Source organism: Chryseobacterium sp. MEBOG07 (genome assembly GCF_021869745.1).
GTDB lineage: Bacteria > Bacteroidota > Bacteroidia > Flavobacteriales > Weeksellaceae > Chryseobacterium > Chryseobacterium viscerum.
Genome location: NZ_CP084579.1, coordinates 2,446,803 through 2,471,226, shown reverse-complemented (window position 1 = coordinate 2,471,226; position 24,424 = coordinate 2,446,803). Strand labels below are relative to the sequence as shown.

The 24,424-nt window shown below is 34.9% G+C and carries 23 protein-coding genes and 1 CRISPR repeat array; of the genes, 8 read left to right on the top strand and 15 right to left on the bottom strand.

The features are described from left to right. Positions 1-28: 28 nt before the first annotated feature. The 3 genes from LF886_RS11325 to LF886_RS11315 are packed head-to-tail and all read right to left on the bottom strand — an operon-like array spanning position 29 to position 1,517. Positions 29-190, bottom strand: a complete 162-nt coding sequence (locus tag LF886_RS11325; RefSeq protein ID WP_236854187.1) for a hypothetical protein — start codon at positions 188-190, stop codon at positions 29-31. Further along, positions 187-489: a hypothetical protein gene (locus tag LF886_RS11320; RefSeq protein ID WP_236854186.1), complete on the bottom strand. Its 303-nt coding sequence runs from the start codon at positions 487-489 to the stop codon at positions 187-189. The genes LF886_RS11325 and LF886_RS11320 overlap by 4 nt, the downstream gene beginning before the upstream one ends. 2 nt (positions 490-491) lie before the next feature. Further along, entirely contained in the window at positions 492-1,517 is a 1,026-nt protein-coding gene (locus LF886_RS11315; protein WP_236854185.1) for an SDR family oxidoreductase, read from the bottom strand. A gap of 232 nt (positions 1,518-1,749) precedes the next feature. Here LF886_RS11315 and LF886_RS11310 point away from each other — a divergent pair, with 232 nt between their 5' ends. Genes LF886_RS11310 through LF886_RS11300 form a run of 3 tightly spaced genes read left to right on the top strand, consistent with a single transcriptional unit; the run spans position 1,750 to position 2,382 of the window. Further along, positions 1,750-1,944 (top strand): bacteriocin, encoded by a 195-nt coding sequence (locus LF886_RS11310; RefSeq protein ID WP_236854184.1) that lies wholly within the window; start codon positions 1,750-1,752, stop codon positions 1,942-1,944. 33 nt (positions 1,945-1,977) lie between these two features. After that, positions 1,978-2,193 carry a bacteriocin gene (locus tag LF886_RS11305; RefSeq protein WP_236854183.1) on the top strand — a complete coding sequence of 72 codons (216 nt, stop codon included), beginning with the start codon at positions 1,978-1,980 and terminating at the stop codon, positions 2,191-2,193. Between the two features lie 30 nt (positions 2,194-2,223). Next, positions 2,224-2,382 (top strand): hypothetical protein, encoded by a 159-nt coding sequence (locus tag LF886_RS11300; protein ID WP_236854182.1) that lies wholly within the window; start codon positions 2,224-2,226, stop codon positions 2,380-2,382. A gap of 114 nt (positions 2,383-2,496) precedes the next feature. Here the strand turns inward: LF886_RS11300 and LF886_RS11295 are convergent, their stop codons facing one another. The 7 genes from LF886_RS11295 to LF886_RS11265 form a co-directional block, all read right to left on the bottom strand. After that, the gene (locus LF886_RS11295; protein ID WP_236854181.1) at positions 2,497-3,558 is read right to left on the bottom strand and encodes a thrombospondin type 3 repeat-containing protein; all 1,062 of its coding nucleotides are present in this window, start codon (positions 3,556-3,558) and stop codon (positions 2,497-2,499) included. Positions 3,559-3,641: 83 nt separating this feature from the next. Further along, positions 3,642-4,733 carry a redox-regulated ATPase YchF gene (gene ychF / locus LF886_RS11290; protein WP_236854180.1) on the bottom strand — a complete coding sequence of 364 codons (1,092 nt, stop codon included), beginning with the start codon at positions 4,731-4,733 and terminating at the stop codon, positions 3,642-3,644. Positions 4,734-4,912: 179 nt separating this feature from the next. Further along, positions 4,913-5,464: a ferritin gene (locus LF886_RS11285; protein WP_236854179.1), complete on the bottom strand. Its 552-nt coding sequence runs from the start codon at positions 5,462-5,464 to the stop codon at positions 4,913-4,915. Positions 5,465-5,745: 281 nt separating this feature from the next. Beyond that, positions 5,746-7,362, bottom strand: coding sequence for a glycoside hydrolase family 10 protein (locus LF886_RS11280; protein ID WP_236854178.1), 1,617 nt, complete (start codon positions 7,360-7,362; stop codon positions 5,746-5,748). A 129-nt stretch (positions 7,363-7,491) separates the two neighbouring features. After that, positions 7,492-9,297 (bottom strand): translational GTPase TypA, encoded by a 1,806-nt coding sequence (typA, locus tag LF886_RS11275; RefSeq protein WP_236854177.1) that lies wholly within the window; start codon positions 9,295-9,297, stop codon positions 7,492-7,494. Between the two features lie 136 nt (positions 9,298-9,433). Continuing rightward, entirely contained in the window at positions 9,434-9,640 is a 207-nt protein-coding gene (locus tag LF886_RS11270) for a bacteriocin-like protein (protein WP_236854176.1), read from the bottom strand. A gap of 110 nt (positions 9,641-9,750) precedes the next feature. Further along, positions 9,751-10,002 (bottom strand): DUF1294 domain-containing protein, encoded by a 252-nt coding sequence (locus LF886_RS11265; protein ID WP_236854175.1) that lies wholly within the window; start codon positions 10,000-10,002, stop codon positions 9,751-9,753. Positions 10,003-10,141: 139 nt separating this feature from the next. Here LF886_RS11265 and LF886_RS11260 point away from each other — a divergent pair, with 139 nt between their 5' ends. Next, positions 10,142-10,498, top strand: a complete 357-nt coding sequence (locus LF886_RS11260; protein ID WP_236854174.1) for a hypothetical protein — start codon at positions 10,142-10,144, stop codon at positions 10,496-10,498. Between the two features lie 90 nt (positions 10,499-10,588). Here LF886_RS11260 and LF886_RS11255 read toward each other — a convergent pair whose 3' ends face one another. After that, entirely contained in the window at positions 10,589-11,266 is a 678-nt protein-coding gene (locus LF886_RS11255) for a YceI family protein (protein WP_109738665.1), read from the bottom strand. Between the two features lie 108 nt (positions 11,267-11,374). Continuing rightward, entirely contained in the window at positions 11,375-11,686 is a 312-nt protein-coding gene (locus tag LF886_RS11250; protein WP_236854173.1) for a hypothetical protein, read from the bottom strand. Positions 11,687-11,972: 286 nt separating this feature from the next. Here LF886_RS11250 and LF886_RS11245 point away from each other — a divergent pair, with 286 nt between their 5' ends. Beyond that, positions 11,973-14,363 (top strand): hypothetical protein, encoded by a 2,391-nt coding sequence (locus tag LF886_RS11245; protein ID WP_236854172.1) that lies wholly within the window; start codon positions 11,973-11,975, stop codon positions 14,361-14,363. 159 nt (positions 14,364-14,522) lie between these two features. Beyond that, a CRISPR array of direct repeats spans positions 14,523-15,721; the repeat unit is 47 nt; unit sequence GTTGTGAATTGCTTTCAAAAATTATTATCTTCGTGATTAGTCACAGC. A 57-nt stretch (positions 15,722-15,778) separates the two neighbouring features. Here the strand turns inward: LF886_RS11245 and cas2 are convergent. From cas2 to cas9, 3 genes are read right to left on the bottom strand one after another with little or no spacing between them, the layout of a single operon-like run. Next, positions 15,779-16,117, bottom strand: a complete 339-nt coding sequence (gene cas2 / locus LF886_RS11240) for a CRISPR-associated endonuclease Cas2 (protein WP_236854171.1) — start codon at positions 16,115-16,117, stop codon at positions 15,779-15,781. Beyond that, positions 16,114-17,007 (bottom strand): type II CRISPR-associated endonuclease Cas1, encoded by an 894-nt coding sequence (cas1, locus tag LF886_RS11235; protein WP_236854170.1) that lies wholly within the window; start codon positions 17,005-17,007, stop codon positions 16,114-16,116. Before cas1 ends, cas2 begins: the two co-directional genes overlap by 4 nt. Positions 17,008-17,012: 5 nt before the next feature. Beyond that, on the bottom strand, positions 17,013-20,822 hold the full coding sequence (gene cas9, locus LF886_RS11230; RefSeq protein ID WP_236854169.1) for a type II CRISPR RNA-guided endonuclease Cas9: 3,810 nt from the start codon (positions 20,820-20,822) through the stop codon (positions 17,013-17,015). 214 nt (positions 20,823-21,036) lie between these two features. On the opposite strand from cas9, the gene LF886_RS11225 reads away from it, so the two are divergent. From LF886_RS11225 to LF886_RS11215, 3 genes are read left to right on the top strand one after another with little or no spacing between them, the layout of a single operon-like run. Continuing rightward, the gene (locus tag LF886_RS11225) at positions 21,037-23,160 is read left to right on the top strand and encodes a Tex family protein (protein ID WP_236854168.1); all 2,124 of its coding nucleotides are present in this window, start codon (positions 21,037-21,039) and stop codon (positions 23,158-23,160) included. Between the two features lie 43 nt (positions 23,161-23,203). After that, positions 23,204-23,854, top strand: coding sequence for an HAD family hydrolase (locus tag LF886_RS11220; protein WP_236854167.1), 651 nt, complete (start codon positions 23,204-23,206; stop codon positions 23,852-23,854). Beyond that, positions 23,854-24,420, top strand: coding sequence for an RDD family protein (locus LF886_RS11215; protein ID WP_236854166.1), 567 nt, complete (start codon positions 23,854-23,856; stop codon positions 24,418-24,420). Before LF886_RS11220 ends, LF886_RS11215 begins: the two co-directional genes overlap by 1 nt. Positions 24,421-24,424: the final 4 nt, after the last annotated feature.

Genomic DNA, 24,424 nt, shown 5'->3' with positions numbered 1-24,424 from the left:
CTCTTCCAGATTCCTGAATTTCCCTTCTTTATAATGAGGTGATTTTTTTGACCTGTTCTAATCTTTCTCCTTCCGGTAACGCTCCAAATTGTGGCTTCTTCATATAAAACCAACCTATAAAGATCATTATCAGAATGAGACACAATAAAGCAATTAGAGTTCTTTTAAGCAGTTTTAAGAATGTTTTCATCGGGCTGATATTTTAATGTCTTTCACTTCCAAGACAGATTGGGGATATCCTTTGGAAACACAGTGAATCATAGCTAATCCTACTTCATTCATCCTGCAGATCCAATTGGGAAAAGCCAAGTACCATAATGGTGAAAGTGTATCAAAAATACGGTAAATAAAACCAACATTTTTCTGACCTTTTACGGGCCTCATGAATCCGCGACGGAAATTATATACTACTTTAAAAGGAAGTTTAAGCAAAGCGTTTTCAGTTCTTCCTTTTAGTCTTGCCCACATTACCTTACTAATGAATTTCATTTTTAAATCTGATTAAATTTAATTAAACTTTCTGCGGCAGCCAATATAGCTTCTTCCGCTTTTCTTGGCTTCCATCCTAATATTTTTTTTGCTTTTTCACTACTGGCTCTTTTTACCAATCCCAAGTGAGGAACAATCATTTTTAATTTTGGATTAAAAACAGCAAACAATTGAATGATCCAATTAGGCAATTCTTTTGTAGGAGCCTTTTCTGCAACCTTTCCTAAATTCTTTCTGAGAACAGCTGCCACTTCCAACATAGAAAGGGCTTCTCCTGCTACAGCAATAAAGCGCTGACCATTGGCTTCAGGCATACTTAATGCTTTAAGATGAAGATCTGCAACATCCCGTACGTCTACAAAGCCTGTAATCAGCTTAGGGCAGCCTTTCATTTCTCCATTGAGCATTTGTTTTATAATCTGAATAGAATGCGCATAATCATTTGATAAAACCGGTCCCATCACAGTTGTTGGATTCACTACAGACAGTTCCATCCCATTGCCTTCATTTTTGATAAAATCCCAGGCAGCTCTTTCTGAAATGGTTTTAGAACGCTGATAAGGCGCTACTGTATCATTGAGCACCGTCCAGTCTTCTTCCGTGTAGGGCGTATTTTTCAATGTACCATAACTCACGGCACCAAAGGCTGAAGTCAAGACTACTCTTTTTACCCCTGCTTTTTTGGCTGCTCTCAGCACAAAAAGCACTCCGTTTTTGGCCGGAATCACAAAATCATCTTCTGTTTTTGCATCGGTATGAGGAGTAGGTGAAGCCGTATGAATCACATATTTACAGCCTTCAACAGCTTTTTCCCAACTTGCTTCATTTTCTAAATTGGCTTCCGCAAAAGTTAAGTTTTCAAAAGAGCTGATTCCTCCTTCTTTCAACATTTGTTTTACCAATTCCGACTTATTAAGGGAACGAAGGGAAGCTCTTACTTTATATCCATTATTAAGCAGAGCAATCATACAATAGCAGGCTATAAAACCTAAACCTCCTGTTACCAAAACCGTTTCTTTATTTTCCATCTTTCTGAAGTATTAGTAAGGCAAATTTCCAAAATAAAACATTGAATCAATGTGTTGAAAAGTCCATTCTTATTGTGTTGAAAAGTTCAACTGATTTGCTAATTTAATGCAAGCTTAATTGTTAATATTATAATTAATTAGTTAAATAATTACACGTTTTTTCCAAATACAGTGATATACTTCAATTATTTTTATTACTTTCGTTAAAACTAACCTATTAAAAATCAAATCAATGAAAAATCAAATCAATCAAATCGGGAAAAAATTAAACAAAAAAGAATTAAAAACGATTAAGGGAGGTATGTTAGATTGTATGGATCCAATTCTATGTACTGAATTTCCTTGTGAAACGTATCCACCTGATGATGTAAGAAATTGTACTAAGATTTCAGTTGGTTGTGCTCAAAAAATTTGCAGACCACAATAATAACAAAGTAATTTTATATACAAAAAAAATACTATGAAATCACTGAACCTAAACAAAGGGAAAAGACTCAACAAAAAAGAATTAAAGACAATTCAGGGGGGTATGCTGAACTGTATGGAACCAATCCTATGCACAGAGTTCCCTTGTGAGACTTATCCACCGGGAGACATTAGAAACTGTACCACCATCTCTGTCGGCTGTGCTCAGAAAATATGCAGACCTCAGGATCCTGGACCCATTGAATTGTAAATAAATCATCAATCATTAAAATCAAACATTATGAAAAATCAAGACTTAAACCACGGAAAAAAATTGAATAAAAAACAATTAAGAGTCATTACCGGTGGAAAAGAAATGTGTCTGCTTTCTGACCTTACATGCAAGAGAATTTCTTTTGCCTGTGCAGAGCCACAATGTCAGCCTGGTATTGAAATTTAATCAATACTAAAAATCATTTAATAACGCAGAACTGCCTATCTAATAATAAAATCGCTTCTTTATTGGAAGCGATTTTTATTTGGATGAATCAGTGTATTTAAATAATATATCCTCCTACAACTTTGAGTACCCATTTTCCTTTTTCATAATCTGCAACATAATCATTTTTAAAGCTGTTTCCAACTTTATATATATAGAAACTGTTCGGATTATTTTTATTTTTCTGTATTTTGGAAATTTCTTGATCCACAAGATCTGTAACTTTGGTATAGTAGGTTTGATTATTCTTTTCTTCAGGCATAAATAAAACTCTGATCTCTGGATTGATCTGGTGAAAATAATCACAATTATTTTGTAAACCTGGAATGTATAATGCCTATTTTTCAGATTTGCATTTCCGTAATATGGCAGCAACAATTCATAAAGCTCAGTGAATTTATTCTTTTCAGATTTAAACATTGGATTCATGTCTTCAAAATCGTCAATTCCATCGCCATCTGAATCTTTATTATCAGGATTTAGACCAAAACTTTTTTCAAAAACATCATTATAACCATCATTATCAGTGTCCTCAATCAGATCCTTTAACTTGATTTTAAACAACTTACCGTCTTCCATTGCCGAATAATCAGTATAACCGGGACGTCCGCCCACCTCTACCGTTTTCACCAGACCTCCTTCAACCTGAAGATAATCTCCCTGAATTATTGGGTTTTCCTGAGTCCGATTAAAATAATAATGATTGGTGCTAAGTCCCAGAAAATAAGCTTTAGGGATGCTATTTTCGATTTTAAGCAGCCAGAAACCTAGATTATTTTTGCCTAAGCCATACAGAGTATTTCCGATCTTCTGTTTTGCTAAAAAATAGAATTGATCAAAAAATTTCTCATTTAATATTTTGAAACTATCTTCATTTTTTGTTATGTTTTCTTCAAAACCCTGAATATAAGAATGAGATTCCACACGGTCTTTTTTAAATTTTCTATATTTCTTAAGGTTTATAATATCAAGATAAGCTGGCTTTTCAGCAAGAATTTGTCTAACGGTGTAAGGTTTTTTTATTTCGAAGACAATAACGTCATCCGTGTCATTGATCTTGTCAACAAAACAATTATCTTCATTAGATTTTGAACAGGAAAAAGATAAAATAAGGATTGTGAAATAAAAGATTTTCATCGTTAAAGTTTAGTATTTAAAAGCAAAAAACGCTCCCAAATTCATGGAAACGTTTTTTATTATAAACGAACTTTAATATTTTCTTATACATTGAATCTAAAGTGCATGATGTCTCCATCCTGTACAATATATTCTTTACCTTCTACAGAAAGTTTTCCGGCTTCTTTTACTTTTACTTCAGAACCGAAATTGATATAATCATTATACTTGATTACTTCTGCACGGATAAATCCTTTTTCGAAGTCTGTGTGGATTACTCCTGCAGCCTGTGGAGCTGTCCATCCTTGTCCGATAGTCCAAGCTCTTACTTCTTTCACTCCAGCAGTAAAATAAGTCTGAAGTTTTAAAAGATCATACGCTTTTCTGATCAAACGGTTTACTCCTGGCTCTGTAAGACCTAATTCTTCAAGGAAAATTTCTCTTTCCTCAAATGTTTCAAGCTCATTGATGTCAGCTTCGATCTGTGCAGCCAATACGACTACTTCAGCATTTTCGCTTTTTGCCATTTCTTCAATCTTACCAATCCAATCATTTCCGTTCTTGATAGAATTTTCATCTACATTACAAACGTAAAGTACCGGTTTGTTGGTTAGTAACTGAACCTCTGCGATAATTGATTTTGCGAAATCATCAGTAGCAAATTCTCTTGCATTCTTACCATCTTCAAGGAATTTCTGTAGATTCTGAAGTATTTCGTAAGTAAGAAGGTCTTCTTTCTTCCCTGACTTAATAAATTTCTTAGCTTTTTCAACTGCTTTTCCTACTGTTTCAAGGTCTTTCAATTGAAGCTCAATATCAATAATTTCTTTATCTCTTAAAGGGTCTACTGAACCTTCAACGTGAATAATATTTCCGTTATCAAAACATCTTAAAACATGAATGATCGCTTCACACTCACGAATATTAGCTAAGAACTGGTTTCCCAATCCTTCTCCTTTACTGGCTCCTTTTACAAGACCAGCAATATCAACAATCTCAACTACAGCGGGTAAAACTTTCTCAGGTTTTACGATTTTCTCCAGTTCAAACAATCTTTGGTCTGGCACAGAAACCGTCCCAAGGTTCGGTTCAATGGTACAGAAAGGATAGTTTGCTGATTGAGCTTTTGCGTTGCTCAGACAGTTAAAAAGAGTTGATTTACCTACATTCGGTAAGCCTACGATTCCACATTTCATATTGTAAAATTCAAAGTTTAAGGTTTAGAAGCAACCCAAGGTATCTGCAACGTTAAACATTGAACTCCGAACCTTGAATTACGAGTGTGCAAAGATAGTGATTTTTGAGGGAGTTTCATAATAAAAAAATCTGTCAGTATTCTGACAGATTTTCAAAAGGTTTGGTTTCACCGGATGTTTTATGGATTATTTCCCGTAGCATTCTGAGCCAACGGAACATCATTAGGTGCTTCCTGTAAAGTTTTATCTAAAGTAAATAAAGATTCGTCTGTAGCTCTGTCACCGCCTGCAATTTTCAATTTATCAATTAAATTCTGTGCTAATGTTTCTTCTTCAATCTGTTCCTGTACAAACCACTGCATAAAATTCCAGGTTGCCCAGTCTTTTTCTTCCATAGAAAGATCTACAATTTTATAGATGGATGTTGTATTATCAACTTCATGTTTAAAAACGCCATCGAAGCATGCTGTAAGAGTTTTAGGGTCAGCCGGAGGAGCTGGAATTGCATTTACTTTTGGCTTTCCGCCCCGGTTTAAAATATATTCCATGAATTTGATCGAATGGTTTCTTTCTTCCTGAGAATGACGGTAAAGAAAATTGGCAATTCCCTGATAGCCTTTATCATCGGCCCAAATTCCGTAAGATAAAAAAATGTGTGATGCATGAATTTCCTTATTCATCTGGTCACTAAGTGCTTTTTCCATTTTTGTGGAAAGTCTTTTAGTATTCATAAATTTATATTTTGGTGATTATGTGAGTAATGATGCAAAAATGGTTCCGATACGGTTATTATTTTAAATAAAAATAGACATAACGCTTAAAAATCATACTGATTTTCAATATTTTAAATTGATAATTTATAGTTATTCTAAAATAAAAACCCAGTTCTTTTCAGGACTGGGTTTTATTGTTATGATTGAAATTGCTTCACCTAATGGTTCGCAATGGCAAGTATTGATTATGGATTTTGTAGGGTCACAAATTCTCTTTTTTGCTTATTTTATCATAAGCACTATTTAATCTTTTTCGCTGTATAATCACTTTCATTTCCTAATCTATCGATGGCTTTAATGGCAACTGCGTTCAGTTTTTTGCCTTCTTTAAATTTAGGAATGTCTTTTGAAAGGGTATCCAGCGTTACAATTTCTGTTTGCCATACTCCGTTGTATTGCGTGAAAATGGCCCACAGAAAAACATCAGCAGCATTCTTTGTGCTCCAGCTTGTTTGTGCAAAGCTTCCGTTATCTGCAACAAATAATGTTGGAGTTTGCAATGGAGCAGTTTTTATCCATGGGGATTTTGGCACTACTGCTTTTTCATTATATGGTCCATTTTTCAAGGTAGGAAGCATGTTGGGATTTTTGGTAAGCCCAGCAATACTCCAATGAATTTCTCCAGCATCATTTTTCAGAATATTTCGGGAAATCTCAATCTGATTTTTGATCTCTGTCGGACGATCTGATACTCTGATCTCAACGGTATTCAATCCCGGCCATAGGTGTCGGTTCATTGTATTTTCAGACTTCCACCAGTTTAAAAGTGCTTCAAAACTCTGTCCTTTAGAATCAATAGGCCAGTAAAGTTGTGGTGAAAAGTAATCTACCCAGCCTTTATTTAACCATAATTTGGCATCTGCATACAACTCGTCATATTGTGAAGATCCCACAACTCCCGAAGGATATCCTGGCTTCCATATTCCGAACGGGCTGATCCCAAATCTTACATTATTTTTTTCTGCATGAATTTCTTTATAGATTCTTTCTACAAATTTATTCACATTATCTCTTCTCCAGTCTGCTCTGGATAAGTTACCACCACTGCTTACGTAAGCATTCCAGGTTGCATTATCAGGGAAATCTGCTCCTTTGTTGTAGGTTGCGTATGGATAGAAATAATCATCAAAGTGAATGGCATCAATATCGTATCTTTTTACAATATCTTTTACTACATTGGAAACATGACCTTGAGTTTTCGGATTGGCCGGATCAAACCAGTACATTCCGTTCTTTAATCTTACGACAATATCGGACAGTTTATTGGCCATTGAAAGTCTATTTACAGATCCTCCATTGGTGTGATGGGCGCGATAAGGGTTTAACCAGACATGCAGCTCCAATCCTCTTTTGTGAGCTTCTTCTATCCAGAACTGAAGCGGATCATAGTTCGGAGAAGGTGCCGTTCCTGTTTCTCCTGTCAGAAAATAAGACCACGGCTCGATATTACTTGTATAGAGCGCGTCTGCCGAAGGTCTGATCTGAAAAATAGCAGCATTAAAATTATTGTCTTTCAACATATCAAGCATACTGATTGCTTCTGCTTTCTGTTGATCCACCGTAAGATCATTTCTTGAAGGCCAATTGATATTGGCGACACTCGCGATCCAGGCTCCACGGAATTCTCTTTTGATTTCCGGAAGATTGGTTCTGAAATTATCATCCGATGAAGCTGGAGTTCCTGTTGTAGGTTTTACAGCTACAGGATTTACTTTGGGCGGGGTTGTATTGTTGGCAGGTTTTGTCGGATTCTTCGTGGAGGGTGTTTTTACAACATTGTTCTGAACAGAACATGAACTAGTGTACGATGCAAAAAAGCCCAATAAAACGATAAGTTTTAATTTATTCATTCTCATAGTCACAAAACTACTTTAAAATTTATTTTTTATTTCTCAGAGATTATTATGCCAAAATAAGCATTTTAATGGGTTTAAATAGAAAAAGCCTCGAAAATCGAGGCTTTGATTTTATGTATAAGATTTTTATTATGCTTTTCCAGATCTTTCTACTCTTTTTCTTTCTTCTTCAGAAAGTAATTTCTTTCTCATTCTGATAAAGTTTGGAGTAACCTCGATTGCTTCATCAGCCTGGATATATTCCATACATTCTTCAAGAGAGAATAAGATTTTTGGTGCAACACCTGTATCTTTATCTTTTCCAGAAGCTCTCATGTTATTCAACTGTTTTGCTTCAACGATGTTTACAACCAAGTCACCCGGCTTATTTTGCTCACCGATAACCATACCTGCATAGATCTCCTCACCCGGATCAACATAGAACTTACCTCTATCCTGTAATTTAGCGATAGAATATTCTGTAGCTGGACCTTGAGTTTTGCTGATCAATACACCATTACTTCTTCCAGGAATAGCACCTTTGAAAGGCTTGTATTCTGTGAAACGGTGTGCCATAATAGCTTCACCTGCAGTAGCTGTCAACATTTGAGAACGCAATCCGATCAAACCTCTTGAAGGAATTTCGAATTCCATGTGTTGCATTTCACCTTTAGTTTCCATAATGTGAAGGTCACCTTTTCTCTGAGTTGCTAAGTCGATTACTCTTGAAGCAAATTCTTCAGGAACGTCAACAACTAAAGATTCATAAGGCTCACATTTTTCTCCGTCGATTTCTCTCAAGATAACCTGTGGCTGACCAATTGTCATTTCATACCCTTCTCTTCTCATTGTTTCAATTAAAACTGACAAGTGAAGAATACCTCTACCAAAAACTAAGAAAGTGTTTGCATCATCAGTTTGTTGAACTCTTAATGCTAAGTTTTTCTCTAATTCTTTGTATAGTCTTTCTTTCAGGTGATTTGAAGTAACATATTTACCGTCTTTACCGAAGAAAGGTGAATTGTTAATTGAGAACGTCATGTTCAACGTAGGCTCATCAATTGCAGTTCTTTGCAATGGTTCAGGATTTTCAAGATCTACGAAAGAATCTCCGATCTGGAAAGCATCAAAACCTACTACAGCACAGATATCTCCCGCTTGTACTTCAGTTACTTTTTTCTTTCCTAAACCTTCGAAAACGTATAATTCTTTTACTTTTCCTTTTACAACTTTTCCATCTGCCTGAGCAAGACCGATCCACTGAGATTCTTTAAGCTCTCCTCTTGTTACTTTTCCGATTGCAATTCTTCCTAAGAAAGAAGAGAAATCTAATGAAGTAATCTGCATCTGAAGATTTCCTTCAGTTATTTTAGGTTCAGGAACATACTGTAAGATACCATCTAATAATGGCATAATATCTTCAGTTTGCTCTAATGAAGTGTTGAACCATCCTTGTTTTGAAGATCCATAGAATGTAGGGAAATCCAATTGCTCTTCTGTAGCTTCAAGGTTGAAGAACAAGTCAAATACTTTATCATGAACTTCGTCAGGACGACAGTTTGGCTTATCTACTTTATTGATCACCACTAATGGTCTCAATCCTAATTCCAATGCTTTCTGTAGTACGAATCTTGTTTGTGGCATTGGTCCTTCGAACGCATCCACTAACAAAATAACCCCATCAGCCATTTTCAATACTCTCTCTACTTCTCCACCAAAATCGGCGTGACCAGGAGTATCAATTACGTTAATTTTTGTGTCTTTATAAGTAACAGAAATATTCTTGGATAAGATTGTGATCCCTCTTTCTCTTTCAAGATCGTTGTTATCCATAATTAACTCCCCACTTTCCTGATTTTCTCTGAAAATATTGGTAGCGTGAATGATCTTGTCAACCAAAGTCGTCTTTCCGTGGTCAACGTGTGCGATAATCGCAATATTTCTAATGTTTTGCATAAAAGATTTTTACGGGTGCAAAAGTAGTGATTTTTAATGAAAAAATATTTACTTATCGAAATATTTAATATTTTGTTTAAATAACTTATTTACAAGATTATAAAAAAAGAGTGTTAAAAAACACCCTTCATTCTATCTAAATACAGATTTGTACTTCACATGGATCTACTGCAGGTGGTTCTCCACATATAATGTCAAACTCACCACAGTTACTGGAGAATCCAGTTCCCCACCCCCATCTTACGGCACATGTATCGGCATCTTTACATCTTACCATTCCTTTAATAATTCCTCCATGAACTGATTTCATTTCAATTCTGGAAATTTTTTTAAGATTTTTCATGTTGTTTTGTCTATTTGTTATTAGCATGATAAAAATATAAAAAAATCACAACAAGAACTATTTTATTATCATATTTAACATTTAACAAAAACATTGTAACATTTTTTATATCAATGCCTTATCAATCGGTAAAAAAGGACCAGATTAATTAAAACCACAATAAAAAATTTTACTAGAAATGATTTTTTGGAAACTTTATGATGGAAGATAATCATTCCGGAGACTGCTCCTACGACCCCTATAAGAGAAAGCCCCAAAAGAGTATTCTCGGAAATTCTCCATTGTTGTTTTTTGGCTTGCCATTTATCAAAGCCAAACACTCCAAACGTAAATAGGTTAGTTATGAAAAGGAAAGGAAGCATTCTGAAATTATTTTGCAGCAAAAATAAAGTTTAATTTATATATGGGAAAATTTCAAAATTTTAATCCAGAGCACGGAAAATATTTGTAGTGTTATCCAAACAAGATTTTTTTACATTTGTCATTCATAAAAACAAATCAATGACAGTACAGGATCTGGCAGGAAGTTATTCTATCGAAGGAAGCAATCAGGAAGAGTCTTCACAAGCTTCTTATCAAGGCATATTAACCTTGTCCATTGATGAAAACAACCGAATTATTGCCCAATGGCTTATTGGTGATCATCTGCAACATGGCACAGGTTTTTATAAAGATCATATTTTGGTGATCAACTTTAACTATGAAGGGGAAGATCATAACACCTATAAAGGAGTTGCAGTATACCGTTGTTTGAGTAAAGATGTGCTGGATGGATTCTGGTCTGAAAAGCACGGCAATCCTTTGTACCTTGGAAGTGAATATTGTGTAAGAATTCAGAATTCGGGGATTTGGAATTGATTTCTTTTATCGTATTAAATAAAGAAAACCCGAAAATAAAAAGAGCTGCCTTTATCAAGACAGCTCAGTCGTTATTACCATTTGAATAACTTATTTTTTAGCTTTTACATCGATAGCAATCTCGATATCTTTGCTGATCATCCATTCTGCAGGGTCTGCTTCAGAAGTACCGAATTTGATTCCCCAGTCTGCTCTGTTTACTGTAAATTTAGCCTGAACAGCTGCTGAGTTTTCTGTTACATCTACTTTAGCAGGGAAAGTAACATTCATTGTTTTTCCTGATAATGTAAGATTTCCGCTTACTGTTTTATTAGCTCCTGCTACTGCATCTTTTGGTGCTTCTTTCAAATCTGAAACACTTGTGATTTTGAAATCTGAAGTAGGGTTTTTCGCTACATCAAAGAAATCAGGATTTTTCAAGTGAGCTTCAAGATCTGCAGGTTTTTTATCTTTTTCTGTTACTGAAGCCGGATCTACTTTGATAGAGTTCATATCAATCACAAAGTTTCCAGCAGAAACCTGACCTCCTTCAACACTGATATCTCCTGATTTTACAGTAAGTGTTCCCCAACGAGGTGCCATACCTCCTTTGTGAAATGCTTTCCAATTTACTACTGAAGCTGCTGCATCTACTGCTAATACTTCACCTTTGCTCTCAGCTACTGTTTGCTCCTGAGCTGTAGCTGCTGAATCTGCAGATTTTTGTTTATCACATGATGCTAAAAGCAATCCTACTCCTACTAATGCAATTACGCTAATTTTTTTCATATTGAACTGTTTAAAAAGTTTGTTTGAATTTTGTTGTTTTCGGGTACAAAAATAGAAAAACCTATTTGGAAGCACCTTATCATACATCAAGAAATACAAAATTCTATATTATTTGCAGTTGTAAACCCATTTACGAGACACCTCTCTTCTATACTGCGAGTCATAACTGCTGGAGAATTCCTGGTTCTTTACCGTTTCATTTCTAAAGCAATCTGCAGCATTGTCTTCCTGGAGATCTCCTTTGGCAATCCACCCTGTGTCAGAATAATCTGTATAACTGCCATCATGTTCATTTTTAAATAAAACAACCCGTTCATACTCCTGTACCTTACATTTGCATGTTTTAGGTTCTTCAGGCTCTTTTTGATAGCAGGATGCTAAAAAAAAGCAGCAAATCAATAATGTAAATATTGTTCTCATGTTATTAGTTTTGATATTATGAGAACATAAATAAGTAAATATTTAAATACAAAACCACAGTAAATAGAAATTTAAAAATTAATTTTAAATCACTTAAGATTACATTCATAAAGACCGATGATGGGGTTTTAATTTATTTAATATAGGAAACCATAAACTTACTTCAACGATTTGTCTAAACTCAAATCTTTATATCATCTTCATTATTTTATATTTTCATTATTGCACATCACAATAAAAATGTATTTTTGGCGCTTCGTAAGAAAAACGCAAATTTTAATGGAATATGACAAAAAAACTAATAACACTATTAGCAGTAAGTACGATCTATTGTCTTAATGCGCAAACAAAGGCTGAAGAAGCTCTTAAAACATTTGAACAGAAATATCCTCAGGAAAAGATACATATATTACTGGACAAAAGTAATTATGTCGCGGGGGAAAATCTGTGGTTCAAGTCTTTTGTATTTGATGGTTACACTACATCTACTATTTCTACTACCTTATTTGTAGAGTTGTATGATAGCAACAAAAATCAGATCAGCAAAAAATTAGTCCCATTAATTAATGGAGAAGGAAGCGGAAACATTGCTCTTCCCACTTCTTTGAAAGAAGACGTTTATTATATCAGGGCTTATACTGGCTGGATGGCTAATTTCAATGAAGATTTTCAACTTATAAAACCTATTGCTGTTTATAATCCTTCGTCTCCGGAGAAATTAATAGCCAATCCTACTCCATGGGTAGCATCAGTATATCCGGAAAGCGGAAGTTTTATAGACGGAATCACTACAAAAGTAGCGGTACGACTACAATCCAACGGAACAGCACCTTCTGACTGGGAAGGATATGTCGTAGATTCTGATAATCCTGATACAAAAATCATAACATTTAAAGGATTTGACCAAAATATTGGACTATTTAGCATCACTCCAAAAAGCGGAAAGAAATACCAATTGATTGTTCAGGATAAAAACGGACAAAAACAAAACATCATGCTGCCTGAAGTGTCTTCATCAGGGATAAATCTACAGGTGATAAGTGATAAAGACCATGTAAAGTATACTTTAAAGTCCAAAAATTCGGCTCAGGAATCTCAGTATTATACTGTTCTTGGAACAATTAATAATCAACTTGTTTACAAAGCGAAGATCAGCAAAATCAATAACGAGACTCAATATTCAATTTCCAATAACCAACTTGTCAGTGGAATTTTGCAGCTTACTATTTTTGATGATAAGGAGAATGTTGTCTCCAACAGACTTTCTTTTGTTCAGCCTCAGGTATTGCAGTTCAAACAACCAATACTGCAATCTCTTTCATTAAGAGATACACCTCGTGGAAAAGACTCATTTGATATCCCCAAAGATACCAATTTTTCCAATTATACTGTTTTGGTGCTTGATGCCAATACAAAGAGTACCGAAGAGGATCAGAGTTTATTAAGCTCTTTATGGCTAACCGGAGATATTACATCATCCATCACCAATCCTGCCCAATATTTTACGAAAACCCGCAATACGGATGCACTGGATGCATTGCTGATTTCAGAAAAATGGAAGCGCTTCGAATGGAAACCCATCATGACAGGAAACTACCCGATGATCAAATATCAACCGGAAAGTTATCTTTCTTACAAAGGAAAAGTAAATATTCAGGGAAAACCGGCTCCTAATACTGAAATAAATTTAATTTTCGGTTCGGAACCCGGATCCAGAATGTCTCAGATCAAATCTGATAACAATGGTTTTCTGACCTTGAACAATCTGGTTTTTGAAGACTCAATGAAATTCTTTTATCAATTAAATTCTGAGCCAAAGGATATTAATAATAATTATTCTGTTTACTTCCAGCCTACGTTCAATTTTATCCCTTATAAAAAGAATCTGCCATCAACCTCTTATAAATTGGTTCAACGTCCTGCAGATGATAAACCTTCTGATGAAGTCAGCCGATCGCTTACAGCACTCAATGCCCAAAAAGTCATTAGTGAAAGTGTAACCAATATTGAAGAAATAAAACTGAAGGGAGAAGTCAAGAATAAGACTAAAAAATTAAATGATGAATTAAGCAGTCCCCAATTCAAAAGTGTTAATGAACAGGTTTTTGATTTTGTAAATGAAACCTCCATGATGACTTCAAACAATATTCTGAAGTGGCTGCAGGGAAGAGTTGCTGGCTTAACGATTCAAATGCAGCGCGGAAGCTACACCGCATCCCTAAGAGGAGCACAAGTGGGTATCTATCTTGACGAAATGCTTGTTGATCCCAGTCAGGTAGACAATATATCTACTTCAGACATCGCCATGGTAAAAGTTATAAAAGGTTTTTTTGCAGGTGGTTTCGGTGGTGGTGGTAATGGAGCAATCGCCATTTATAGCCGTCGAGGAGCTTCTTCCGAGAAAATTGTATCATCGAAGTTAAGACAGATTACATTAACCGGATATGATAAAGAATTACCATTTGAAGCCCCTTCTTATGAAAATGAAAAATTTAAAGGAGTTGCACAGGATACACGCAGTGTTCTTTATTGGAATTCCTTTCTTGAAGCACTGCCTGAAGAGCCGTCAAAAGTACAGTTTTACAACAATGATGATGCGAAGAAGTATAAAGTTATTATAATAGGATATGATAAAAACAATGATACTCCGCTTTATTATAATGAAGTACTGCCTTAATTAATTTCAAATTTATTATACAGCCTGATTGCATTTTGTTGTAATCAGGCTTTTTTATTTATTAAGCATCAAAAACAACAGTATAATTTTGGTAAAGAATAAATCACTATCTTCGTGATTAGTCACAGCGATGCGGGTTTTTTGTTATTTGCAGGTTACGTTGTAAATTGCTTTCAAAAATTATTATCTTCGTGATTAGTCACAGCACTCATTCGCAAAGTAATGGTGCCAACCTTGTTGTGAATTGCTTTCAAAAATTATTATCTTCGTGATTAGTCACAGCCTTTACCGTATGTATATATCTTATCGGTATGTTGTGAATTGCTTTCAAAAATTATTATCTTCGTGATTAGTCACAGCGAGACACAGAGGAGGGCAAAGAGGTTTATAGTTGTGAATTGCTTTCAAAAATTATTATCTTCGTGATTAGTCACAGCTTCAATACGTCAAATGTATTGTTCGCACGGGTTGTGAATTGCTTTCAAAAATTATTATCTTCGTGATTAGTCACAGCCCTTTCTTAGTTATGTATTCGTGAATAACGTTGTGAATTGCTTTCAAAAATTATTATCTTCGTGATTAGTCACAGCTCGGCTTCTGCCGCCCCACTGTTATAGTCGTTGTGAATTGCTTTCAAAAATTATTATCTTCGTGATTAGTCACAGCAAGACGAAAATATATTAACTACATCGTCAGGTTGTGAATTGCTTTCAAAAATTATTATCTTCGTGATTAGTCACAGCCGGTCCAAATGTCGTTACCGTCTTCGTCTAGTTGTGAATTGCTTTCAAAAATTATTATCTTCGTGATTAGTCACAGCGAAAGGTAGACGCCGACGAATACGAAGCCAGTTGTGAATTGCTTTCAAAAATTATTATCTTCGTGATTAGTCACAGCACGGGCTTACGGTAGTGTTGCGAAAGAATAGTTGTGAATTGCTTTCAAAAATTATTATCTTCGTGATTAGTCACAGCAACGCCGTTAAGGATGTACGTGCCCGGCAAGTTGTGAATTGCTTTCAAAAATTATTATCTTCGTGATTAGTCACAGCTACCGGTCGCTTTGCATCCAATGGCATACAGTTGTGAATTGCTTTCAAAAATTATTATCTTCGTGATTAGTCACAGCGAAGCCTTAAGAGGGTTGACGCGGCCAGCGTTGTGAATTGCTTTCAAAAATTATTATCTTCGTGATTAGTCACAGCCTTTGCGCTATTGAAGTAGTAGCAAACTTCGTTGTGAATTGCTTTCAAAAATTATTATCTTCGTGATTAGTCACAGCCACCCATGGCCCCAACTATGGCCGCCATAAGTTGTGAATTGCTTTCAAAAATTATTATCTTCGTGATTAGTCACAGCCTCAAAAAACAATCTACTGAAAATCAGCAGATTGTTTTTGCTTTTAGGATTTAAAATTTAGAATAATTCAAGCTGCTGAAAGGTTGGGGGTGGTTCTTCTTTATTTCTGGCAAAGAAAATTTCGATATCCCCAAACTGTTTATCAGTAATGCACATAATAGCAACTTTTCCGGCTTTTGGAAGCATAAATTTCACTCTTTTAATATGAACTTCAGCGTTTTCCCGGCTTGGACAATGTCTCACATACATTGAAAACTGAAATAATGTAAAACCATCATCAAGTAAAGATTTACGAAAGCGGTTAGCGTCTTTCATATTGGCTTTAGTCTCGCTCGGCAAATCATATAATACTAAAACCCACATAATTCGGTAAGCATTAAACCTTTCGGCATTCATATCAGTTCAGGATAAGAGATCAGACGCTTTTCTCCCGTATAACATTTATACAGTGACGTGGCTGTTGTTTTTACTGCAACCAATAACGGTCTGGTTTTATCGTCTATTTTTACATCTTTGGTTGCAATCTGTAAAATGAAAGCTTTAAATTCTTTAGTTAATTCTTCCGTTTCTGAATTGGCTGCAAGCCATTGCATTACTAGTAAATCAATAAAAGGACGATAAGGCTCCATCAGGTCATCAGCAAGGCAGTAAGGATTGTATTTATTTTTATGGAAAATTCCTAGAACAGGGAGCAAACCGGTCTCAACAATTGCTCTTGCGACAATACTTCTGAGAACTGAATACCCGAAATTAAAAAACTGATTGGGTGAATCTCCAAAACGTTGTCTCAAAAAATCAAGACTGATGAGGTACTTCCAATAATGCTGAGCTGCAATGCCTTCCATATTGGTAATATCCCCGCTTTTCACGTTATTCTGATAATCAATCATTGGTTCATAATAATTTTCCAAACGTTTTAAAACTTCTTTTTGGTTTTCAATTTTACACTCAACCGTTTGCTTCCAAAGTTGTTTTTTGAGAGGTTCGCTGGCTTCCAATTGATTTTTAATCCGGTCGGAATGTTCAGTATGTCCATACAACGGAAGCATAATCCCATGTGGTAAATGATGCGCATCGCAACTAACTACTACCACATTGTTTCCCATCATTTTTTGAATCAATTGATGTGAGATGGTAATCTGGAAATGATCCAACATCAATAGCCCTAAATCTTCTACCGCAATTTTACCCTTCATCTCATTTGTGGAAGGTTCTAAAATATACATCTGTTCATCTTTAAGTTTAAGATAAGCAGGATTGCCGATATAGATGGAACGAGTGATCATAGTTATTATTCTCCTATTTTGGTAATTTCTCCTAAATGATTCAATCTGACTTTTATTGGATTAATTCCAACCAGTGTACCAACACTTTTAAATCTAAAATATCTTTTCGAATCTTTTGCTGTAGAAATATTTTTCAATTCAGTATTCTTTGTTTCTAAATGATGTCTGAAATAATAATCATTATTGGAGATACTCCAAACTAAGTACAAATGTTTACTCAATAAAGATTTATCATTATTTGTTATTGCTTCCTCAAATTCCTCTTGTGATAAACCCAGAATAAACATTTCATTTTGCTGCATACTGAACTTTAAATTGAGTTCATCAGCTGGTAATTTATCCAAAAATGACCCAGAAAGTTCTTTGTCTAATAATTGATTCCAAACATCTGATGAATTTCCAATAACAGCAGGAATATTATATTTTTTTCGTTCTACTGCATGCCAAAATGTACAACTGTGCTGAACAAGCTTATTGTCTTTATCTTCATAAATTGCGATATGATGATTATTTCCTGTCAAAACAAAACCAATATCTTTACCATTTTCATCTCTCTTAATTGTCTGTAAATTGTTAGCATCTGGACGTGCAAACAAACGAACAGTTATAATCGGGATTTGTTTTTCTTCGTTAAACCATAATGTATCCTTGAAAGCTTCTTTTTCTTTATTTCCAAATTGAACAAGCCTTTCTTTTACTAAAGATTTCACTCTTTCGTCAACAATATCATCAGCCTGACTTGCTTTTATATTTTGTAACTTATATTTCAAAACAGTGGCATCATTGTAGCAGGATGCTTTTTCTAAGATCTCGTTTTTTTCTTTATTGAAAAAGATCAGATTTTTCTTTACTGTTGATAAAGCCTTTTTAAAATTATTTCCATTTTCTGAGAGTCTTGTTTCAACAAGATTTCTAACTTTTGGATTTACAATTTTATCTGAGTTTTCAAACAGGTATTTTAAAGGTTTATCATTCTCGATTACTTTTATCTTACCATAAACAGATTGTTCGTGTAAAGCCCCTCTTGGAACGATTACACCTGTCTCTTTATTTTTTCCTATTGCTTTAAATTTAGTTATCGTTGCTACCTTTTTACCTGCTTTAAAAGAAATTAAAACTTTATCAGCTTCTTTCATTACTTCCTGTGTACTAAAAGGCTTCTGAGTTTTTAGATATTTTTCTAAAAGTGTAGTCTTTTCGTTAAATTCTATTTTAGCTTCCCCAACTTCTTTTATCATCAAATCTTTTGTCTCACTCGAGTTCAAAGTATTTATCCGTTGAATAAAACCTTGTTTTGTACAGGCAATTACTAAAGCATCAATGGCATGATGACGATGATCGTCTCTTTTTGTCCAGTTTTCGATTTCTTCTTTTTGATGTTTTCTTTTCCCGTGTTCGCTTGTCCATTCTTTGATGATGGTTTGCCCTAGTTCTCTGTATTTAGGCATTTGTAGATTCATTAAAACATCATCCCAACCCCATAAATTACGAAGTTTTGCAGTCACTCCACCTTCTGTTGTTGTTATATTATTGCATACTTTTTGCAAAATTTCCCTTGATTTACGAGAAATATACTGAGTATCTCTCAATTGCCTGTCGATGAAATTTTCCCAAAGCTTCTTATCCGTTTCTGTTTCTTTTCCAAGTTTTTTCCTTTCCAGGTACTCTTTGTGTGAAACTTTCAACCTTTGCATTTTACTGTAAGAGATAATTCTTCTCTTGAACCAGTCATCCACCCGTTCTGAATATACCCTAACCTGTTCATCGCCTTTTGTAGCAATATAGTCATACGCAGTTTGATTAGTTTTTGTAGAGTTACATTTTCGATGAACCAAAACTTTGTTGGTCTGTGAGTCATCAAATAATAAAGCTTTCGGTACAATATGGTCAACATCATAAGCATCTCCACTCAAAGCTTCTGTTAAATTGAAAGTTTCTCCACAATAAATACATTGATTATTGACGTGAGCATCTTTCAGGTTTTTACTAAGTGATGGAAAAATGAATTTATATTTTTGAATATACCGCTTGGTTACAGGAAGTCCCAATTCCGATAATCGTTTTCCAATTTCTTCGTTGAGTTTTTTATTTTTAGAATTTTGTAAATCAGTCTCGTTTCGCTCGTCTTTACTTTGTTTAAGCTCACGTGCAAGTTCAACTCTAATTTCAGATGGTTTTCCGTATTGCTCAAGAATTGCATTAACTACATTAATCATCTGATTCAGAATTTTCTCGACAATAGGCTGTCTCAAACTATTTTTAGGAAGAAGTTCTAATCGGTCTAAGGTAATTTGCTGTTCTCTTTCATCTTTCGTCAAAGAATTAGAATGGTTATAACCTGCCAAACTGCAGGATTGAGAATAATCATAGCCTTCCATCAGAAAAGGAAGAATTTTTCTCATCGATTTATTCGATTTATTACCGAAAGCCTGCTTATTAAAATCGATATGAGATAATTTTTCAGCAATGTCTTTATCGAAGCCAAACCTTTTAATTAATGCATTTTTACACTCATCTAAATCTTTCAGGGAATAAATGGTATGCCATAATTGATATAACGGCTCTTTTTCCAAAGATGAGTCAAGTTCAAGACCAGCTCTTTCTTCAAGAATTTCGCCTGTTTTCTTATCCATCAATATCGCAGTATGATTTGAAGTAATGATAGATACATCAAAATTCAAAAATTCATTATCGCCTAAAACACTATGAAGCATTGCATATGTCTCATTTCCTTTAATACCTTTCAGAATTTGTTTATTCACATATACATTTTCTTTTTTTAATTCTAAAATTTCGAGAAGTTTATTAAAGCTTAAACTTTCATTTTTAAATAAATAATCTGCTAAAATTTCTTTCTCCTTTAAATCCGGAATCTTTTCACCCCATTTATATTGGCTTCCTTCTGGATTTTTTATTTTTAAAGTAATTGTATTGACAACTTCCCAGATCCGGCAAAGCTGAAACAATGGAGACGTTTTAGGAGCTACTTTCGGCCCAATAAACACCACTTTATTTTTGTTTTTTTCCATATCAAAAACAGTTTTCTCAAAACCTTCAAATTCACAAATACTCACCAATCCTTTTTGAGATTTCAGTTTCCTTTGAAAATAAATGATTTCATTTCTTAATTGATGGACCATTTTATCTGTGAGAAAATCATGCTTATCTTTTTGAGCATTAATTATAGTATCAAACTCTTCTATGTAAGCTTCTCTTGGATAAACTTCTTCTTTGATTCTAAAATACTGTTGATTATTTTTGTCTGAAAAAGCGGTAAAAAGCCCCTCATAAAAATACTGTCCAATAGTCTGCTCTCTGTCTTTCAACCGAGCGTAACGTCCTTTTACCGTCTGAACATAATCTGTATCTTTTTTATCGGAATTAGCTTCACTTCTGGCAGACTTATACCCTCTTTTCTGATTAAGCATATAGAAAATGCGTCCTAATTGTTCTGCAGAAATATTTTCATTGGGATTAGCAGAGTCACTTCTTAGTTTCCACAAATCAAGCATTGGAAGTTTTAACAATTCTTCTGTTGGGAAAATATTGTATTTGTTCAGAATTTTCTTTAAATCACTTTTCTTTAATTGTTTTCTATCATAGCCTTTTCTCTGAGTACGGCTTACCGTTCTACTTTGATTTTTGGTAACTGACAAACCTCTTTGAAATTCTTCCTTATCACTTGTTGATAAAGGAATTATTCTAGAACCCATAGAAATAATTCGGATAGGAGTATTATTTTCATCAACTACTATTAAAGCCCACCCAATAGAGTTCGTTCCCAAGTCTAATCCAAGTATATTTTTGACCATCATTCTAATTTTTGATACTACATAAAAATAGAAATAAAAAATCATTCTAATTACGGATTTCCATAATTATGATCAAGATTTTTTCTTCTATATTTGTAATAATAATTTTGAAAAGCAATTCACAATAAGGATTATTCCGTTGTGAAAACATTCAAGGCGGGGCAACTCGCCTTTTTTCTTTTTAAAAACCCTATTTTAGCTATCCGAAAACAGAACAATGACGACCGTAGAATTTATACAAAAACAGCTCAATATTTCTGAAAAGAGCATCAACAATACTTTACAATTATTAGCAGAAGACTGCACTATTCCTTTTATTTCCCGTTACCGAAAAGATAAAACCGGAAATCTTGATGAAGTACAGATCGAACAGATCTCAAAAATCAGCAAGCAGTTTGAAGATATTGTCAAGAGAAAAGAATCTATTTTAAAATCTATAGAAGAACAGAATGCTCTAACTCCTGAGCTTCAGCAAAGAATTGAAGACAGCTTTGATATCCAGGAGCTGGAAGATCTATATCTGCCTTTCAAAAAACGGAAGAAGACCAAAGCTGATGCTGCTAAAGAAAAAGGACTGGAACCTTTAGCCAGGATCATTATGAGTCAGAAAAATAACGACATTATGTTTCTGGCTTCAAAATATCTGAACAATGAGGTAGCCTCCGAGGAAGAAGCGCTTCAGGGTGCGAGAGACATCATGGCAGAATGGATCAACGAAAATATGTATGTCCGTAAGAATCTCCGCAGACTCTTTCAGCGTAAGGCAGTCGTTACATCCAAAGTAGTAAAAGCTAAAAAAGATGAAGAAGATGCCCAAAAATTCTCCCAATATTTTGAATGGGAAGAAAACCTTAGGAGAACACCTTCTCACAGACTTCTCGCCATGTTAAGAGCTGAAACGGAAGGATTTGTAAAAACAAACGTAGGAATAGATAAGGAAGAAGCCATTGATTTTATTGAAAAGGCTATTATCAAATCTAATAATGAAAGTTCGGACCAGATAGCACTCGCTATAAAAGACAGTTATAAAAGACTTTTAGAACCGGCTATTTCGAACGAAGCACTACAGGAAGCCAAAGAAAAAGCAGATCAAAAGGCCATTGAGATATTTTCCGGAAATTTAAGCCAACTCCTTCTGGCTCCTCCGTTAGGACAGAAAAGAATCCTGGCCATTGATCCCGGATATAGAAGCGGATGTAAAGTGGTATGTCTGGATGAAAAAGGAGACTTATTGCACAATGAAACCCTCTACCCTCACGCTCCGCAGAATGAAAGCGGAATGGCTATGAAAAAGATCCGTTCTATGGTCAATGCTTATAATATTGAAGCGATTTCTATTGGTAACGGAACGGCTAGCCGTGAAACTGAATTTTTCATTAAAAAGATTGCGTTTGATAAGCCTTTGCAGGTTTTTGTCGTTTCAGAAGCAGGAGCCTCGGTTTATTCTGCAAGTAAAATTGCAAGAGATGAGTTTCCTACCTATGATGTCACAGTACGTGGTGCTGTTTCCATCGGAAGAAGACTTTCTGATCCATTAGCAGAATTGGTGAAAATTGATCCGAAATCTATTGGTGTTGGACAGTATCAGCATGATGTAGATCAGACTCAACTGAAGAATGAACTGGATTCTACAGTGATGAAGTGCGTAAATTCTGTGGGAATTAATCTAAATACTGCAAGTAAGTCTCTTTTAAGCTACGTTTCAGGAATCGGAGAGAAAATGGCTGAAAATATTGTCAATTATCGTGCTGAAAACGGAGCATTTGAAGACAGAAAACAGCTTAAAAAAGTTCCAAGACTCGGAGAAAAAGCATTCCAGCAGGCCGCCGCTTTTGTAAGAATTACGAATGCTAAAAATCCGTTGGATAATTCTGCTGTACACCCTGAAGCATATGGAATCGTAGAAAAAATAGCCAAAGATTTAGGAATTAAAACGGATGAACTGATCGCCAACAAAGAAAAAATAGCTCTGGTAAAACCGGAAAGCTATATCACCGGTGAAGTCGGGATCTTAGGAATTAAAGATATTTTAAAAGAGCTTGAAAAACCGGGTCTGGATCCAAGAAAGGCGGCCAAAGTATTTGAATTTGACCCTAATGTTAAAAGCATTAAAGACCTAAAAACAGGCATGATTCTTCCGGGAATTGTCAATAATATTACAGCTTTCGGATGTTTTGTAGATCTTGGAATAAAAGAAAGCGGACTGGTTCATATTTCCCAGCTGAAAGATGGATTTGTCTCTGACGTCAATGAAGTGGTAAAACTTCACCAGCATGTCCGCGTAAAGGTAACAGAAGTAGATGAAGCCAGAAAAAGAGTACAGCTGAGTATGATTTTGTAATTTAATGACTGTATCGTAAAGTATAAACCACAAAATATCTGTTTTGAGTACAAAGAACTTAATTTTTGATCTGGATGGGACATTATGGGACCCCAGAGCAACCATCATCAAAATATGGAATAAGGTATTGGCCGGACATCAGTTGATCCAAAGAGAACTGAAGCCTGAAGATATGGATCAATACATGGGATTATTGGCTCATGATATTCTGAAAGATATGATTCCCGGCATTTCTGATCTGCAGACCCAGGAACTTCTTTCTGAAATTGTAGCCGAAGAGAATAAAGTCCTTCGCATACAGGGTGGAATTTTATATGAAGGGGTAGAAGAAACGTTGAAAAGCCTTGCCAATACGCATTCACTTTTTATCGTAAGCAATTGTCAGGATGGGTATATTGAATCATTTTTAGAGTATTATCAGTTCAACAACCTGTTTGTAGATTTTGAATCTCACGGAAGAACCCAAAAGCCGAAATCTGAAAACATACAGCTTCTTATGGAAAGAAACCAATTATCCACAGAAGATTCTGTATATATTGGAGATACCCAGACTGATTATGACTCCGCAGGTTCTAATAGATTACCGTTTATTTTCTGTAAATATGGTTTTGGAAAGCTAAACAATTCTCTTTACGAACCATCCATTCTTACATTTTCAGATTTAAAAGACTCTGTTTCTGATAGTATACAATAATGAAGATATCTGAGCTTAAAGAAAAGAGAATTATTCACAGACCTACCCGGCATTTTGATGAATCGGGAAACAGGATCTATAACGAATTCGAATATGAGTTGCCTTATGTTCCTACTCATAAAGGAAATGAAACGGAACGCCTTTTTTCCAAGGTGATTGATATGATTCCTTTTTTAATGATATTCGTATTTATATTTCATCTGCCCGTCTTTTTCGGTATCATCCTTTCAATTCCTTGTGTGATTATATCGGGAACATTTTGTGAATGGTATTTTGGAACCACTTTAGGCAAGAAAATTTTTAAGCTTAAAATCCTTGATGATCATGGAAATCAGCCAGGTTTTATAAAATCATTGTTAAGAAATATTTTGTGTCTGGCCAACTTTTGCCCGATTTTAACAGATTACACGCCTCCTCCCAGTCATACCTGGGAAACACAAGGCACTCAAATGAACTTCAGTATGCATTTGAATAACAAGATCTGTAAAACTCATATTGTGAAAGAAAATAAAGTAAAAGAAATAAGAGAACTGCTTCGTCAGGAATACAAAAAGGCTGCCCTCTAAGGCA

Bases quoted from the DNA above. Each gene is read 5' to 3' on its own strand.
- LF886_RS11225 (WP_236854168.1), top strand. From the start codon at position 21,037: ATGACGACCGTAGAATTTATACAAAAACAGCTCAATATTTCTGAAAAG.
- typA (WP_236854177.1), bottom strand. From the start codon at position 9,297: ATGCAAAACATTAGAAATATTGCGATTATCGCACACGTTGACCACGGA.
- LF886_RS11280 (WP_236854178.1), bottom strand. From the start codon at position 7,362: ATGAGAATGAATAAATTAAAACTTATCGTTTTATTGGGCTTTTTTGCA.
- LF886_RS11295 (WP_236854181.1), bottom strand. From the start codon at position 3,558: ATGAAAATCTTTTATTTCACAATCCTTATTTTATCTTTTTCCTGTTCA.
- LF886_RS11255 (WP_109738665.1), bottom strand. From the start codon at position 11,266: ATGAAAAAAATTAGCGTAATTGCATTAGTAGGAGTAGGATTGCTTTTA.
- LF886_RS11315 (WP_236854185.1), bottom strand. From the start codon at position 1,517: ATGGAAAATAAAGAAACGGTTTTGGTAACAGGAGGTTTAGGTTTTATA.
- LF886_RS11300 (WP_236854182.1), top strand. From the start codon at position 2,224: ATGAAAAATCAAGACTTAAACCACGGAAAAAAATTGAATAAAAAACAA.
- LF886_RS11305 (WP_236854183.1), top strand. From the start codon at position 1,978: ATGAAATCACTGAACCTAAACAAAGGGAAAAGACTCAACAAAAAAGAA.
- cas9 (WP_236854169.1), bottom strand. From the start codon at position 20,822: ATGATGGTCAAAAATATACTTGGATTAGACTTGGGAACGAACTCTATT.
- LF886_RS11310 (WP_236854184.1), top strand. From the start codon at position 1,750: ATGAAAAATCAAATCAATCAAATCGGGAAAAAATTAAACAAAAAAGAA.
- LF886_RS11265 (WP_236854175.1), bottom strand. From the start codon at position 10,002: ATGCTTCCTTTCCTTTTCATAACTAACCTATTTACGTTTGGAGTGTTT.
- LF886_RS11260 (WP_236854174.1), top strand. From the start codon at position 10,142: ATGACAGTACAGGATCTGGCAGGAAGTTATTCTATCGAAGGAAGCAAT.
- LF886_RS11320 (WP_236854186.1), bottom strand. From the start codon at position 489: ATGAAATTCATTAGTAAGGTAATGTGGGCAAGACTAAAAGGAAGAACT.
- cas2 (WP_236854171.1), bottom strand. From the start codon at position 16,117: ATGAATGCCGAAAGGTTTAATGCTTACCGAATTATGTGGGTTTTAGTA.
- LF886_RS11215 (WP_236854166.1), top strand. From the start codon at position 23,854: ATGAAGATATCTGAGCTTAAAGAAAAGAGAATTATTCACAGACCTACC.
- LF886_RS11285 (WP_236854179.1), bottom strand. From the start codon at position 5,464: ATGAATACTAAAAGACTTTCCACAAAAATGGAAAAAGCACTTAGTGAC.
- LF886_RS11250 (WP_236854173.1), bottom strand. From the start codon at position 11,686: ATGAGAACAATATTTACATTATTGATTTGCTGCTTTTTTTTAGCATCC.
- cas1 (WP_236854170.1), bottom strand. From the start codon at position 17,007: ATGATCACTCGTTCCATCTATATCGGCAATCCTGCTTATCTTAAACTT.
- LF886_RS11325 (WP_236854187.1), bottom strand. From the start codon at position 190: ATGAAAACATTCTTAAAACTGCTTAAAAGAACTCTAATTGCTTTATTG.
- ychF (WP_236854180.1), bottom strand. From the start codon at position 4,733: ATGAAATGTGGAATCGTAGGCTTACCGAATGTAGGTAAATCAACTCTT.
- LF886_RS11270 (WP_236854176.1), bottom strand. From the start codon at position 9,640: ATGAAAAATCTTAAAAAAATTTCCAGAATTGAAATGAAATCAGTTCAT.
- LF886_RS11245 (WP_236854172.1), top strand. From the start codon at position 11,973: ATGACAAAAAAACTAATAACACTATTAGCAGTAAGTACGATCTATTGT.